Origin of the sequence: Priestia megaterium (assembly GCF_041941685.1) — a bacterium.
Classification (GTDB): domain Bacteria; phylum Bacillota; class Bacilli; order Bacillales; family Bacillaceae_H; genus Priestia; species Priestia megaterium_C.
Genome location: NZ_CP130961.1, coordinates 47798 through 63813, shown reverse-complemented (window position 1 = coordinate 63813; position 16016 = coordinate 47798). Strand labels below are relative to the sequence as shown.

Annotated in this window: 10 protein-coding genes; 4 read left to right on the top strand and 6 right to left on the bottom strand. The window is 31.7% G+C overall.

What is annotated here, in order from left to right; genetic code table 11:
- The first annotated feature begins 487 nt into the window (after positions 1–487).
- Both Q5794_RS28925 and Q5794_RS28920 read left to right on the top strand, forming a co-directional pair.
- The gene (locus Q5794_RS28925) at positions 488–1219 is read left to right on the top strand and encodes a hypothetical protein (RefSeq protein WP_374989417.1); all 732 of its coding nucleotides are present in this window, start codon (positions 488–490) and stop codon (positions 1217–1219) included.
- Between the two features lie 657 nt (positions 1220–1876).
- A complete protein-coding gene (locus Q5794_RS28920) occupies positions 1877–3253 on the top strand; it encodes a glycosyltransferase (RefSeq protein WP_374989416.1) in 1377 nt (458 codons plus the stop codon).
- A 593-nt stretch (positions 3254–3846) separates the two neighbouring features.
- Here Q5794_RS28920 and Q5794_RS28915 read toward each other — a convergent pair.
- Positions 3847–4098 carry a hypothetical protein gene (locus Q5794_RS28915; RefSeq protein WP_214986330.1) on the bottom strand — a complete coding sequence of 84 codons (252 nt, stop codon included), beginning with the start codon at positions 4096–4098 and terminating at the stop codon, positions 3847–3849.
- A gap of 753 nt (positions 4099–4851) precedes the next feature.
- On the opposite strand from Q5794_RS28915, the gene Q5794_RS28910 reads away from it, so the two are divergent.
- A complete protein-coding gene (locus Q5794_RS28910) occupies positions 4852–5460 on the top strand; it encodes a hypothetical protein (RefSeq protein ID WP_251034022.1) in 609 nt (202 codons plus the stop codon).
- 1108 nt (positions 5461–6568) lie between these two features.
- Here Q5794_RS28910 and Q5794_RS28905 read toward each other — a convergent pair.
- The 4 genes from Q5794_RS28905 to Q5794_RS28890 all read right to left on the bottom strand — a co-directional run bounded on the left by Q5794_RS28905 (position 6569) and on the right by Q5794_RS28890 (position 11225).
- Positions 6569–7060: a hypothetical protein gene (locus tag Q5794_RS28905; protein ID WP_374989415.1), complete on the bottom strand. Its 492-nt coding sequence runs from the start codon at positions 7058–7060 to the stop codon at positions 6569–6571.
- On the bottom strand, positions 7060–7317 hold the full coding sequence (locus Q5794_RS28900; RefSeq protein ID WP_374989414.1) for a hypothetical protein: 258 nt from the start codon (positions 7315–7317) through the stop codon (positions 7060–7062). Before Q5794_RS28900 ends, Q5794_RS28905 begins: the two co-directional genes overlap by 1 nt.
- A 1458-nt stretch (positions 7318–8775) precedes the next feature.
- Positions 8776–10119 (bottom strand): FAD-binding oxidoreductase, encoded by a 1344-nt coding sequence (locus Q5794_RS28895; protein ID WP_214986335.1) that lies wholly within the window; start codon positions 10117–10119, stop codon positions 8776–8778.
- A gap of 542 nt (positions 10120–10661) precedes the next feature.
- The gene (locus Q5794_RS28890; RefSeq protein ID WP_214986336.1) at positions 10662–11225 is read right to left on the bottom strand and encodes a methyltransferase domain-containing protein; all 564 of its coding nucleotides are present in this window, start codon (positions 11223–11225) and stop codon (positions 10662–10664) included.
- A 1145-nt stretch (positions 11226–12370) separates the two neighbouring features.
- Here Q5794_RS28890 and Q5794_RS28885 point away from each other — a divergent pair.
- Complete coding sequence (locus Q5794_RS28885) at positions 12371–13291, top strand: beta-propeller fold lactonase family protein (protein WP_374989458.1); 921 nt, start codon at positions 12371–12373, stop codon at positions 13289–13291.
- A gap of 999 nt (positions 13292–14290) precedes the next feature.
- Here Q5794_RS28885 and Q5794_RS28880 read toward each other — a convergent pair.
- Positions 14291–14791: a hypothetical protein gene (locus Q5794_RS28880; RefSeq protein ID WP_214986340.1), complete on the bottom strand. Its 501-nt coding sequence runs from the start codon at positions 14789–14791 to the stop codon at positions 14291–14293.
- Positions 14792–16016: the final 1225 nt, after the last annotated feature.

Sequence of the window (16016 nt, the reverse complement as noted above, 5' to 3'; positions counted from 1 at the left end):
ACTTGAGCAAGCTACTTAACAACGATGAAGCGGTTAAGGATCCAAAAAGTGGACATCTAAAAAAAACGGAGATATTCCCTTTAGGGAATATCTCCCTATTTTTAGATCTGATTGTACATGTTTAAGATTCCCACTTCCTTATGCAACAAGTTGCTCGTTATGATAATTTACTGGGGATTGTCGATTTAATCATTTTTGTCTCCTTATATACATATATTGATCTTTTAATACTTCTACTACGTAAGGTATCTCCTTTTTAATCCTAAAATGATATTTAATGGTAATTTTTAAAATAAAATTCCCCATTTCCCATCTTCTGATATAACGTTCTTGATCAGTGTAGTCTTTTTTTTGTAAGCCCCTATTATCTAGCCATTGGAACCTTTAATTTCAATGGCTTTTCATCTATCTGCACATGTCCAAACCTTTTTCATTTAAGTGAATATTCTACTAGTACAAATATCTTTTATGAAAGGAGAACATCACTTTGCCAATCAATATTCAACCGATTCTCATCAGTATGGAACTTATTCTACAGGATGTTTTAAAAACAAATTTTATTCCGCCACAGTATCCCACCGCATTCAGAGAAATAGCAATACCTGTCCCTCCGCCTCCGGGAGTTACCAATTTACCCGCCTTTATTTACTTTGACCTTGATAATCAATTTACTCTAACACAAGAACAAGATATTAAAGATGCCATTTCACTTGTACTATTTAGTTGGTTCCATCATCTAAGTCAAAAATGGAATGGTGGAGCTAATAACGGTATTTCTGATTTAGCTGCTTGCAATAATGTGTATGCAATCCGGAATTTACAACCTACTTGGTATATTGGACCACGTATTCCCAATGCGTTAGTGGCTACGAATGTAGCTATGGATCAATTTACCCGACTTATACGTGACAACGGTTTGCGTCTTGCTCCCAAAGCGAAAATTTTTGCTGGTTCCCTTGCTAATGGTTCCCTTGTTATGGCTTTAACAGCTTTAAATCGAACAAAAGTACCTTTATCATTTATTGTTGATCTATCTAAGGTAAGCGATATCGGCATAAGTACAGGATCTATCATGCATGCTTGGTTACATCGGGCAGGATTTTATGATCCTAATACAACTAGTTATTTTATTACGGAGTGTTCGATGTGTGTTATGCGAGATTATGAACTCAAAAACCTCTTTCTACCAGACAGTGCTTTCTATAGATTTTTTTGCTAATGATGAAGAAGCTAAAAGGGTAGGTCATATATAAAATTAGTTTCTATAGGGTTTGCTAAATAAAAGTAGATAAGAAAAAAGCTTTCTAATATAATAATTTGCGGACTGAACTAAGTAACTATTAGGTGCTTTATTTACGAACGGATAGTACATTTATGTACTATTTAAAGTATTTATGAACCCTTGAAAGGAATAGTGCCACATAACTTTAGGTCTTTTCAAAAAAAGAAAGAGATATGTTAGGAATAATTTAAATGTTGTTTATAAGCTTGATGGGGCACTACAGTAAATTAACATAATGAAGCTTATCGGAAATTACTGGATAAATAACACTATAAGTAAGCACTTCAGTATTGAATTGAAGTGCTTACTTATAGTAGTAGCTCTTTCGGATAATGGATGTTATTAATTTTTATTTCTATATAACTGAGTGCCTTTTCCCCCAGCTACATAGAAATTGCTAAACATAAAAGATAGATTTAAACTTTACAACATTTTGATCTGGAACAATAATTTTTTAGAGAAGATTAATGAAAGTATTATTATTTCATTAATAATACTTTATTGTTTACTCAGTTCTGAAGCATTCATAACTCTTTTTTTCATATTGTACAGGCATTTTGCCACCTATTGAATATTATAAAAAAAAAGGAAAGGATGATTAAAATAGATTTTTATGGTCATTATTACAACCCTCACAATGGAAAATATTATAAAAAGGGAAAACATTATAGAAAAAAGGGAGAAAATAATCAAAACAAATTAAGAGAAACCAAAAGTGAAATTAATCAAGTCCATAATTTGGACAACAGCTTATATAAGATGAGTATAAAAAATAATCATAACCATCCAATTAAGGTTAGTATAATTATGCCTACCTATAATAAATACAATCAAATCTCCCTTTCCCTTTACGGCCTCTCAAAACAAACGTTTCCCGACTCTGATTATGAGGTTATCTTAGTAGATGATGCTTCTTCTGATAAAACTCGTGATATTTTAAAAGAAATTGACATCCCATTCAAATTTAAATATATACGTATGAAAAAAAATAAAGGACGTTCCTTTGTACGCAATATAGGAATTAAGCATTCTGAAGGAGATGTTTTAATCTTTTTGGATGGAGAAATGTTAGTGACTCCTCATTTTATTCAAAACCACTATAAACATCACTTACAAGAAACAAACCTTGTAGTCACGGGAGCCATGCATTATGAAGGAGTCTATACTTTTATTATGCCGGATTATAATGAAGATCAATTGGCACACCTAAAAGATCTAGTGAGAAAAGATTCTAAGTATATGGAAATATACGAAAGTTACGAACGCACTAGACATAAATCAAAGAAACCTTATCCGCTTGTAACAATAGAAGATATTGATACAGAACGCTTTCAAAGTTTATCATTTTCTAACCGATATTTCCTTAATAGTGGGTTAAAACATTTTGGGGAGAGGCTTAAGGGGTTTACACTTCCTTATATCGCATTTTTAAGTGGAAATGTATCAGTAAGGAAAGAAGAATTAAACAAATCTGGATATTTCGATGAAACCTTTGTTGGTTATGGGGCAGAAGATTGGGAAATTGGATATCGTTTATATAAAAACGGAGCGCAATTTGTTTTAGATCCCTCTACAGTTGCTTATCATCAAGAGCATCCAATATCTAAGAAAAAACTTAAAGAACAATGGGGTAATCATTATCGTTTCGTTAAAAAACATCCAAATATAGACGTTCTTATCTTATCTCTTGAATGGAAAGAACTATCATTTATGCATATGCATCAGACATTAGTTGAATATAATGCACTAGATGAACGTTTTCCAAATGAATATAATGAACTAAAAAAAGCTTTTCGAATAATGCTTTTTAGAATTATTGAATGTTTAAATAACGAACAGCCTGTTACAGAACTTTACAAACTTCCTGACGGATCAGAGGAAAGACTAAAAATTCATCAACAATTTGAAACATTACGTCCTCGGGGATTTGATTATCTTGCAAGTTCTTTCGAACAAATATATCACTTGTAGTCTTTATAAAGCCAGGATTAAAATTAAAAACAAATGATATGACAGAAAGAAACTACTTTCAAACAGTAGGTTTTTCTGTATTTAAAATGTGTAGAACATAAAGTTTTAGTTACCATAATGAATTTTACAGACATGGAAGGCTTATTCGATGATTAACTGAAGAGGCTTTTGATGTGAGGGAAATGTATTTCTAAAGGAATTAAGGTAAGATTGTATTAACTAGTAAATAAACTCTATTCATTAACTCACTTCAGGTGAATTGTCCAATCAATAAAGTGAAATACATCTAGAGTCTCGTTAGTTAAAAGAAAAACTCCCTACCGTCTAAGGGAGTTTTTTCAATTTAGAGTGTATACGATATATAAACTTAGTTTTAGAATCCCATTCAAAAGAACTCTTCGGGAAGTAGACGTCTACCAAGGATTCTTTTTCCAGAGTATGTACGTTTTGATATATCATTATCGATGAAAATTCAATGTTCCTTCAGTAGGTGAAATTGGAATTGATCAATAAAACACGTACCTTTTATACATGTGTTATGACCTATGAAAAATGGTATGAAAGGTATAATTACAAAAAAGTCTTAACCTCTTTCAATCAAACTTTTTTAGATATTTAATACTTAGAATATGGTTAATATTAAAATACATATGGTCAAATTTTCTCTGTTTATCTAAGGATGGTTTGTCAGGTACAACCGAAAGGAATCTACCTAAATGTAACTCCTTGTTACCGATTAATTGCTCCTCTATGTCATATATAGATTGTTTATCTTTAATTGTGTAATTTCTCCCGTCTATTATTTTAATTTCAATGGAAAATACATCTTTTGTTTTGTCTACCATTTTTTTATCTCCCCTTTAACCCAGAGAACATCATATTTTATAATCATTAATCTTAATTAACGGTAAGGTGGGGCATAAAAGCCTATCTGTACTAGTGAACTAAATTATTGATTTTTAAGTGTTTAACAATTTTACTATTCATCATAAGGTAAAGCTATAAACACACTTACTAATTTATTTTTTATCATTCACCTAAACATTGGAAAACTGTGATTAGAATGACTGCATTTATTTAGGATATGTGACAGCGATTTTGGCTATTGCGTTTTTAACTACTCCCCTTTTAGTTAATATAGATATCCCTATTGTAAACGTATTTAAGATCATCTTGTAATGGGGCCCTTTGTTGAATGTATATATGAGGTTTCAAAAAACATAGTAAATTAAACTTCTATCCATCATGATTGAAAAAATTACTGATTAGAGTTCAGTAGTTTTTTTATTATATAAGTCATATCACGGGATTTTAGCTTTGGAAATTTTTATTTTATCACTGTTAGTGGATAAGCATACAAGCAAATTAGCCATAGTTTCATAGCTTATATTAACGATATAAAAGGAAGTGCATCAATTGAATAATAGAAAGTCTAAAAAAAAACAAATATAGTTTCCTGGTCTAATCAAATATTAAAAATTAGACCCGATCAAGAATACCAAAATAACCTTCAAGTTAATGTTTATGGTATCTTTACCGCAGGCTCTAAGCCTAGTGATTTCAATGGAAGGCAAAAAAGATTTAATCGAGACATCAATTTGGCAAATCAGATATGGAATGGCGGAGGAATGTGTAATATAAATTTTATTCCACAACCTGTATTTGAAGTGAAAACAATAATAGACGTGACCAATTTAGGTTTTCAAGCAGCAATGGAGGGTCCTGTTAAAGGTTTAATTAAGAAAGTTAAACATAAGATTGGCAATCCAATTGGGATATACGTTGTTTATACGAGTGGGAATGATTTTGCATTTTCTTCGGGTAGTACTAGCCCTATAGGTGCAGGAGGAGTCATAATTGAGGATTTTAGAATTAAAGATGGTATACCTAAATTTACGCTCTTTGGCTCTATTGCATTGAGCAACAGAGCTTTAAATGCACCTTTTACATTTGCACATGAAGCAGGACATGTTCTATTGACTGAGCTTGATAAACAACCTTTTAATAATATATTTAAATTTAATGCTATAGACCCTACGGGTCCTTTTATTAACCCTGTAACGGGGAAGAGTGATATAGCTCACAGTAATCTTGTAGGTAATCTCATGGCCCCTGTACTTCCTAACATTATCCCAACTATTGATCCCGTACAACTGCAAAAAGCTAGAATGAGTAGAATATTTCAAAATGCAACAATAACATGGTGAATAGATTATTATTCATTTGAAAATCCCATTAGATAACGGTATTAAAGCCAATGGGAATATTAAAATCATTTACAAGATCCCAGAATGCTATAATATTCACTTTGTAAAATATTATGTTAGTACGTCATCAGTTAATATATTCGTTGTTATCAGAAATAAAAGCCTTAGAAATCTTTGGTTTTAGCGAATTTTTGGTATCTGGACATACCCAAACTTTTTTGATTGGAATGTATATTATATAAGATAACGGTACCAAAAAGGAGATAATCAAAATATACCAATGGCTTAACCTTATTGGAAATTTAGGCTTTCCTATTGTAGTGGCTTTTTATCTTCTACTACGCTTTGAAAAGAAATGACAGAAGCTATTAATAGGATAGCTTCTAATATTGTAAGAGAACAAGACAAGCAAGAGATAGTGGATTTACCAGCTCGTCTTTATATTGATTCTTCATCATGTATATTATCCAATAGTTTGAGTAAGTTACTTTAGACACCATAAGAGTTTGCTCCTATTAGATGATTTTGTATAAGAGAAAAACTACTGATCGATCAGACGACACCAGTAGTTTTTTCTATTTTTCAGATGTATACGGATTGCATTGTTAGTTCACGTCATAATCTGTATTAATGATAATTAAAACCTTCAAGATAAACAAAATAATTTATGGCTTCCTAGAACTAGATAACAAAATGTCCCTTGAATTAAGGTAATAATTCATAAAGACTAAGTTTTTTCTCATGGTACTATGCAGAATAACTTTCATTAAATTAATGGTTACATTAATCAATTCTTCAACTTCCTCTTTATATTCTCGGGGGTAAACAACAATAATAATATTTATAATAATTTGATTTACTTCTACTTTTACTTTATATGTTTAGTTCATCTTTTTATTCATAAAACCATTCATAAAAGCCCTTCTCACAGTCATCATATACCAAAGATTCTTTCAGTGCGGGTCTTCGTTTATTTAATTCCATGCCACAAAAAACAATTTACACCTTCATTTTCTTCTTCTGCTCCATAATACGTACATATCACTTAAACTACATCATTTTCCTAAAAGGAAAAGCAAACGTAAGCCTTCTTTTATAACCTTTAAGGTTAATCCTCGAACAAATGATCCATTTCTTCTGCTTCTTCTCGTTTCCTTTTTTCCATGAACTGCATTCTTTCCTCTTGAATCTGGTGTAGAACTATTCTTTTGGCCTTTTTAGTAGCTTCTGTTTCATCAAACTGTGTTGACTTAAAATTCTGAATATTTAAGTGATCATATAAGTTATTAATTAGCTCCATTAATACTCTAGTGTCTATCTGTGTATTCTTTGTACTTTCTTTTACCTCACTTAATTTATTGTCTAAGTACTGATAAAATCCACTGGCTCTTTTTAAATAAGCCTGACCTATTGCATCAATCGTAGCAGCGTCTAAAAATGTTTCATCGGATTCGTTATTTTTTAATTTTTCATATCTTCGAATGATATCTGCAATAGCATCTCCAGGAAAACGATAGCCTCTTTCCTTCATATGTCTATGAAGATATTCATCAGCCTCTTCACTTAAAGAAATCATTCTTTTGTGTTTGCTTGCTGTCATTATTCTTCACCCTCCCCCGTGAGTTTATGGAATGTACGATCCATATTTGTCATTGAATCTGAACATTTTTCCATTGCCTCTATGGTTCGATCATACAAATCATCAATAGCTTGTTCTCTCTTTTCTACTTCTTCTATAATTGATAATGTTTCAAGTTGTTCTTTCAAAAAAGCTTGTCTAGAAAGACCTTTTTCTTTGGCTAAACGATCTAATTTACTCACAGCAACCGGACATACATTTCTCACTTTAATCTCCATGTTTATTCTCCTTTTCTGTGTTTTTACTGCATCAATATAAATAACATAAAAAACATCTTGAAGAGCATAAGGGGTTTTTGCCCCCACAGGGTGTGTGGGGCTAGGCAGAGCCTAGCTTCACCGTGATACCACGAAATTTGCTTAGGTGAACACCTTAAGGTTCCCTGCTGATGATATAGTGTGGATATAAAGTCCCCTTTACAGGTGACTTATTGTGTATATTCTGTTGATGTTAAGTCCCTCTGAAGGTCACATCAGTTTATCGAGATTGAAGAAATTTTCTGGGTGATTCGTACTCTAAATATTGAAAGTTTTTAACGGATTCATTCATGGAGGATACACCTAATTTGCGTATGATATTTTGTCTTGTGATTTAATTGTGGTTTCTTCTTTAGACAGAATCAACTGCATTTCTCGTCCTGAATATCCATCTAAAGTAAGCTCAAAAACTTGCTGTTCAACAAACGTAAATTGATTAAGAAATACTCTCCCTTTAAGAACTTTACATTTCTCTTCTACACCTTTTAGTCGAGCAACTTCATCAATTAAATCAGACGCTACAAGTAAAATATGTTCAATCCCATTAAAAGTTTTTCACTTTGATCCATGATAAGACCCTCCTGTTTTTGGAGGACAACTCATGTTATAATAGAAGTCCTTACGAGTTCTACATGGGGTACTTCCTATCCAGAGGAAGTACCCTTTCTTTGTTTACTTTTCTTTACATGTTTTTCTGAAATCACTTTCACATACTTCATAATGCTTGTGTTGTTTTTATGAGCTAAAAAACGTAACTCCTTATGTAGCTCTTATAGAATATCACAAGTAAGGCGATAATTTCCTTCTCTAATCCTATATGCTCTTTCTTTCAGACAGGGTATTTAATTTGCAACATTACTTGTAATTTTACTTTAAAGGGTATAATATCTACTCTAGAAAATAAACAGGCCATGTTCTTAAAAAAGAACTTGGCTAAGGAAAATGAAAAGGTGGTAATACATTAATTATGTAAGCTTTATAAATAATATTGTATTAGACAAAAATCTAAATTTAATAAACAAAATTAGATTTTTAGAGCAAACTACTCAAGGTGCAGCAACACATCAAGCTATGTGATAACTCTTGTAGCAGAAAAACTCCCTACGGGGGAGTTTTTTTGTTTTTTATTCTTGCATATCCAAATAAATGTATGTGAATTTATTTTTAGAGATCTCTCAATTGCCTAATAAAATTAGATTTTATATATTCAAATAGCTCTATATCTAACTCATTATTTCTTTCTATTTTCATTATTAATGCAGTTGATACTTCACTGAGTCGAGGGAGGGATTTTGTAACATTCTTCTTCACGTATTCAATAATAGCCCAATTAAATTTATTCTTTAGCATATTACTAATTCTTAACTTTTACTATATTTTACTTTAGTAGGTGGAAGCTTACAATTACAAAAGATAGACTTAAAATTTAGGTCGTATGCTTTGTGGAAAACGGAATACATTTTCAGGATCATATTTCGCCTTTATTTTTCGTAGCCTTTCATAGTTTGAGCCATAATATGCTTTTCCATATTTTTTGATGTTTTGATCTGGAACATTCACATATGAGCCTGTTACATATGGTTTCAACTGTTGGCGTACTTTTTCAACTGATGCAAGATTCGCATCTTTTTGTGATTTATTTTCCCAACTAGCAGTCCATTCCGTATAAAACAATGGATCGCGCCAAAAGAAGGCTGTTTCGTTGCTTGGTACTCTGCTTAGAGCACCGCCCCAATTTATAAAAAAGAAATTGGCTTCTGTCCCAGTGGCCTCTTCCAAAAATTGTTTCATTATTGAAATAGGTTCTTTCGACCAAAGATCCAATACCCATGCCGAAGAGAATTTAACACTCTGATCAGATCTACCAGGGATCGGTTCGTCAGGGTCTAAGAAATCTATAGCATCTGGATAAGATAATGTCTCTATAGTTGTTTCTTTTGGGGTTCCAGCATTTAGTAAAGGCTTTAATAATCTCGTTAGCTCACTTTCTGAACCTAAGAAGATTCCCTCTGCATGGCACAGTCCATTTACTTTGCTATAAATCTCAAGTAAACACCCTAATCGTTCATCTACAAACGGCGCCCATTGTTGCCAAGCCCTAAATACAGTTTCTAGTTGTTCCCATGGCCAGATAATATTAAAGACTGTTGCTGTCTTAGGGGCCTGATGAACTTTAAAGGCGTATTCTGTATTATATCCAAAATTACCACCGCCGCCACCTTTAGAGGCCCATAGTAAATCCTCATTACTAGATTGATCTGCTTGAATAATTTTACCTTTTGCATCTACCATTTTCAATCCAATAAGGTTATCGCTTACAAGACCAATCGATCGTGACAGTACTCCAAACCCACCACCCATTGTTATTCCTCCAATTCCAACGGTTGGGCTATCTCCAAACGGAGCCATAAAACCTTCTCGAGCTAATCCTTTTACAAGTGGACCGACGTGAATTCCTGTTTGAACCGTTGCAATCGCATTTTTCCTATCTAAGGAAACTTTTTGCATTTCACTCACATCAATAACAACACCACCTTTTACTACTGAAAGGTTCTTATCTAGGGCATGGCGCCCACTTCTGACGCGCATGGGCACTTCATTCTCACGAGCCCATTTAATAGCGTTGCTTACATCTTGAGAATTCTGTGCGAAAACAAAGACAAGGGGAGAGACATCAACATAAGGGTTCCAATTCTTTATGGCTTCTTCATAGCCAGGGTCTCCTTTGAAGATTACTAGTCCTGTTAACTGTATTGATCCCATCTATTCAACTCCTAATTTTAATAATAAAAATGTAATTATAAATTTTATGTAATATAAATAATAAAATATGCAATTTAACTTGATGATAATGGAAGGTATATTAATAAAAGTTAATGTTTTGAGTAAACTACTCAAGGCAATTAGGGTTATCAATAAATACATAGTTTTTTCTGTTTTAGACTGTATATGATATACAAACTTAGTTAACACGGAAGTCTACGAAAAAGAGAACCTTGATATACCAAAGGTACTCTGCGTGTCACTTTTTCCAATATGCAGCTTTCTACACAGCCTTGATATAACAATGATTTCTCTACAAGTGAATGAAAATAAGGTGTATAAAAAGCGCACATTTTATACATATGCAGCTAAGGTAAAATGTAGTCTTGGTGGGGAAAATACGGTTTCATTAATTCGAAGTTATCTTTTCATTGCTTGTTATACGTGTGAAACCTGATAAAAAGCTACCTCAGTCTAGAGTGATCCCAATCAGAATCAACTTAAAGTTACTTTTTAATGAATAGGATAGAAAACTATTACTTTTAAACCATTAAAAATTCAATAAAAGGACGTGTTTGTAATTCTTTTCTCGTTACTCTTGTAGGTTTAATGGCCCGTAATTCTACAACCATTTCACTTACAACATTTCGTTTTCTCATCACGTCCTCGTATATTTCATGAAATGATTTTTTTTTATATACTGCTTGACTAACAAATAAAGAGATTTTTTCCGTTTTCCAATCACCCTTGTATCCATAATCGGCTCTCCAATAATAAGGTTGTGAAAAACAAGCAAAAGAATCTATAAAGTATGGTTTCACCACATATTTATCATCACTCAATCCATATTGAAGGCGAAAAACCGCTTTTGAATCATTTTTTGCTATTCTGTGAAGTTCCTGCATTAGAGGGAGTGTAAAGTGGATATGTTCAATTAGATGACTTGCATAAAATTCATCTATGCTATTGTCTTCAAAAGGAAGAGGGATTTCTGAGCACATTTCTAGGTCAGCTACAATGTCCACTCCTTGTCCTTTCATGATATCTAGATTTATCCACTCTTTTAGAATAGTTTTCCCACAACCCAGATGAAGTTTTTCTTTCATTAATATTTCCCCCTTTTTTAAGTGAGTGCCTTTTTAAGAATTGTCTATTTTTCTTTATAAACGTTACTCTTGTGGAAGTTACAACAGGAGCTAGTCTCAGTTTAATAGAATGTCACTTAAAAGTAATAAAAATAATTAATTGATAAAATCAAAATCTTTTATTGTAACACTACATAATGGCTTCTTCAGGAAATAGGCATCTTACATGGAATCAGCACTCGTCCACGCCCTTCTCACTACTTTACATATTATAAATTAAGCAATTCTATTTCAGTATCCTCCTAATTTTCTAACAGAAGGTTTGAATGTCTGTCCGTTCAAGAAAAAACTACCTTAATTCTCTCATAAGATAGTTTTTTTTCGTATAATCACAATCATCAAAAAAATCCCTTAGAAATGTTTGTTCTAGGGAATTTTGAATTTATAAAGATCAGAATGATGCAAAAATATGAACGTTAAAAGTTAATGATTCCATCACCAAAATAAACTCTTCTTAATACACTATATGTTTTCATTCTCAATCAGGTAACTTGCCTAAGCTGAATATTTTCTATTATTGGAGAAAAGCACTCAAGATGGTTCACATTATTACTCTGTATAAATTTGCGTCTAAACAGAAATAAACACTGTTCAGGAGGAGGAGTTTTTTGTTTTAGGCTGTATAGTTTATTCATTTTTAGTTATCTCGGTTTTATGGGAGTGATAAAAAGGGAAACCCACTGCTCGTTTCATGAAAGCAATAATATTCCTCTAGACTTAATTTAGTAAATTTATTACATGAAAAATAATTATCTTTCTAAGTTGTCCAATCACTTTTAATTAATTGATCATTTTATATAATAAGGACGCAAAAAGGGAGGGAATAATCATCATACATCCCGATAACGAAAATTTACATGAAGTATTAGGTTATGTTAACAAGGCACTTATTAACATTAACAAAGCGATAGATGATTTTGAAAAACAAAAAGATTTTGAAAGAGTATATGAACTTAAGACAGTAAAAGTCAATCTCGAAATATCAAAAAAAATAATAGTATATGGACTATTTCATAATTAACTTTAATTTATAATATAAAAGGTTTTCACGAAAATTTGGACATAAAGCTATATGATTTTTTATTAATGAAAAAGGGAGAATTCAATTGATAACACCACCTCCGATTATTTATAGTGTTCTTGCTTATGTTGCAAACCCTGGAAATAACACAGTTTCAATAATTGATACAGAAACTAATTTAATGATTTATAACATTTTAGTTAGAAGTATCCCATACAGACTGGCTATTACACCAGATGGAATGCGAATTTATGTTGCAAATTATGGGGATCTTACAATCTCAGTGATTGATACGATCGCTAATGCAGAGACTGCTACTATTTTCACTGGAGATAATCCATCTGGACTGGCTATTACACCAGATGGCACACGTATTTATGTTACAAATGAGGATAATACCACGATTTCGGTAATTGATATTGCTGCAAATACAGTAATTTCCACAGTTTATGTTGGCACCAACCCTAATGAGCTGGCTATTACACCAGATGGGAAATACACTTATGTTACAAATTCAGGTAGCGATAATGTATCGGTCATTAATACAAATACAAATACAGTAGTTTCTACTATTTCCGTTGGCTATAAACCATCTGGATTAGCTATTACACCAGACGGGAACTATGCTTATGTTACAAATAAGTTCAGTGACAATGTATCAGTTATTAATACCGCTATAAATAAGGTGATTTCTACTATTTTCGTTGGTTATAAACCATCTGGAATAGCCATTACACCAGACGGGAACCATGCTTATGTTACAAACGTGGGTAGTAATAATATATCGGTTATTACTACCGCTACAAATACGGTAACAGCTACTGTTTTCGTTGGGGATGCCCCATCTGGAATAGCTATTACACCGGATGGAACCCATGTCTATGTTACAAATGAGTTCAATGACAATGTATCGGTTATTAATACCGCTACGAATACAGTGACCTCTACGATTGATATTAAAAGTAACTCTTTTCCCATTAGAATATTAATTAAAAATTGTATGTAATGAATTTATTAGAGGAGGAACATTTATTTCATATAATTTATTAGCCACAAAAATTAATTAACATAATGAACTTTATTAGAAATAACCAGAAAACAATATTAAACATAATATATTGACGAAAAAACTTTTATCTTAAAAAGGCATTGGCTGATACAGTACCGGTGTCTTTTTTGTATCCATATGAAAGGATTAAACAAATATGATTCCTCTATTTAGAATAATAATAACTGTGCAAGGCTTCAATCATGGAGGTGAAAATAAGTGAAGAAAGAAAAAGCTAATTTAAAAATGGTCATTTTCCTTGTACAGTAATGTATCCTCTAGTCTTTTCTAATTTACGTAATCGTTGTTAATAAAAGAGGTAAAAGGTTAACTAAGAACTATTCCCCAGCGAGGATTCCTGTATTCGAGACTGGCTTGGTTAAGCTGTACATAATCCCCTCCTCCCTAAAAGAAGGATTTAAAACCCATTGGCTTTCCCACTGAATTGGAAACCTCTTCAGGATTCCCGTTCAAAAATAAAAACGAGCCACTGAATGGGTTCAGTAGCTTTCTTAGTTATTATATGTAAATTTAGTTAACAAGAAATATTTTGGATTATTTTCTATAACCGGAACCATGCTCATTACCTCTATAGTGTCTACAACCACAGCTATGATTATCAATCCCCTTGTGTCTACAAAACACGGGCTTATTCCACTCGTAAAATATATCCCTCTTTAACCAGTAAGGACATTGTATAAGTTACAATAAAATTAGCTAACACTAAAAGCATAGAGTAAAAAAGGGGGCTTTTAGTATCAGCCAACTAATAAAATTTTATAAAAAATAGGCAACTATCTAACGATTTATTATATGTCTTTTAATATAACTTAAAATCCATTAGGAGTAGTCTATCTAAAAAAGAACTAGTTATTAAACTAGCTCTTGATATGTCAATTTAATTGCTAATTTTAAAATACATTATTGTAAATATAATTTAGATATTTGAAATTTTCATTAACCAATCCGATTTATAGTAAGAGAAGAACTACCCACAATAACTGAATCACCAACTTTATGAATTCGAACATCAATTACATCATTAGCTAAAAGATCTAATTGAATAGTTTTACTTACAGTGGCTAAAGCTAGTGTATTACTCGTTACAGTTAAACTTACCGCAGAAAAATTTAATGGAACATCATTAACAAAAAGAAACCCTCTAGCAAGGTCTGTTGGATTAATTCCAAGAGTTAAACTCATAGAAATTTCGTAAACCCCCGATTCATTAATTGTTATTGTATCATTAACTATACTTAATGTTACATTAGCAGAAGGACCCACGAAGTCGTAATCAACTTTTGTTCCATCAACATCTATAACTTGTCCAGATTCTTTACGTAAAGAACCAAAAGCGGGTAATACACTTGATCCTGAAGGTCTTGATGTTGTGCAATAACAGGAGTTCGAAGTGCAATTGGAGCAACAATAACAGTGTTTTTTTCGACATGAAGACAAAAAACTCCCCCCTTTATTTAACTCGTACTATAGCTATATTAAAAATATATTAATTTTGCTTGTATGCCTGTCTAGAATACTCTACATAATTTTTTGTTCTCAAGAGAGAAGCTGTTGAAATTATTTTTAATAGCTTTTTCCATATACGAATAGGTCTTTGTTTACTAAGGATTTGTTTCTTTCGTTTATTAACATTACTGTCATCATCTTCGCGACCATGATCTCCACCACCGTAACCATTGCCAGCGCCACCATCTACGAAAAATCATGTGTTTTCACTCCTATATGTTTATACCTTTAAAATATGTACAAGGGATGAAAGTGTTCATTTTGAAGTTAGAAAAACTTCTAAAGGCGTTTTCGAGCATCATCAGACAATTACGTTTCATTGAAAGAAAAAAGCCACTGACTAGGTTCAGTGACTTTTTTCTTTTGTTTATGGATGGACGCTTCCTTGGGTTTTAGGGACTCAATACCATCATTCTCATAAAGAGTTTGCTATCTGTTAAGCGTTCTTCTAGATTTGGTATTCAAAACGTTGAACCCAACAATGCACATCTTTCTGATTTGTCGCCATTAAATTTCTGGTTTTTGAAAAGGTGTTTCCTCTCAAATACGCAGCTTTTTATCTATCGTAGATTCGATAGTATTCTAAGGGCGTTTGAATAAAGGATGTATAAAAAAGTGCACCTTTTATAAACATGTTAGCCCAAGAAAATAGTACTAATAAAAAAATAGGATATTATCTGTAGTTACACATTATTTCCTTAAAAGCATTTTATAATTACTTAGTCGTTAAAAAACGATTCCTAGGTAATTGGGGGGGGCCAGTAAAACACAGAATTTTGTTTCTAGATTATATTTTATTTTTCTTGGATCACTTTATAACTACCTATAAAATGCACCAATAAAATAATAAAAAACTTATCAATTCTAAGTTTTTTTAAATTTACATTAATATATAAATGTTTTTAACTTAATATATGTCATCAAAAACAATTTAAAAAACATTAATTTTTAATAAGTAAATGATAAAATATCTATAAAAAATTAATAGTTTTATCATTTACTCTAAGTGACGACAAATAGGAGATTTTTCTACAAATAAAGTAATAATTAAAATTAATTTATACAAAGTATTTTTTATAATATCTATATAAAAATAAAAAGATTATAAATATATCTTAATAAAAGTTAATTGTTAATTTTTATTAATTGATAAAAT

Coding starts and splice junctions, on each gene's coding strand:
- Q5794_RS28920 (WP_374989416.1), top strand. CDS start 1,877: ATGATTAAAATAGATTTTTATGGTCATTATTACAACCCTCACAATGGA.
- Q5794_RS28915 (WP_214986330.1), bottom strand. CDS start 4,098: ATGGTAGACAAAACAAAAGATGTATTTTCCATTGAAATTAAAATAATA.
- Q5794_RS28905 (WP_374989415.1), bottom strand. CDS start 7,060: ATGACAGCAAGCAAACACAAAAGAATGATTTCTTTAAGTGAAGAGGCT.
- Q5794_RS28900 (WP_374989414.1), bottom strand. CDS start 7,317: ATGGAGATTAAAGTGAGAAATGTATGTCCGGTTGCTGTGAGTAAATTA.
- Q5794_RS28895 (WP_214986335.1), bottom strand. CDS start 10,119: ATGGGATCAATACAGTTAACAGGACTAGTAATCTTCAAAGGAGACCCT.
- Q5794_RS28890 (WP_214986336.1), bottom strand. CDS start 11,225: ATGAAAGAAAAACTTCATCTGGGTTGTGGGAAAACTATTCTAAAAGAG.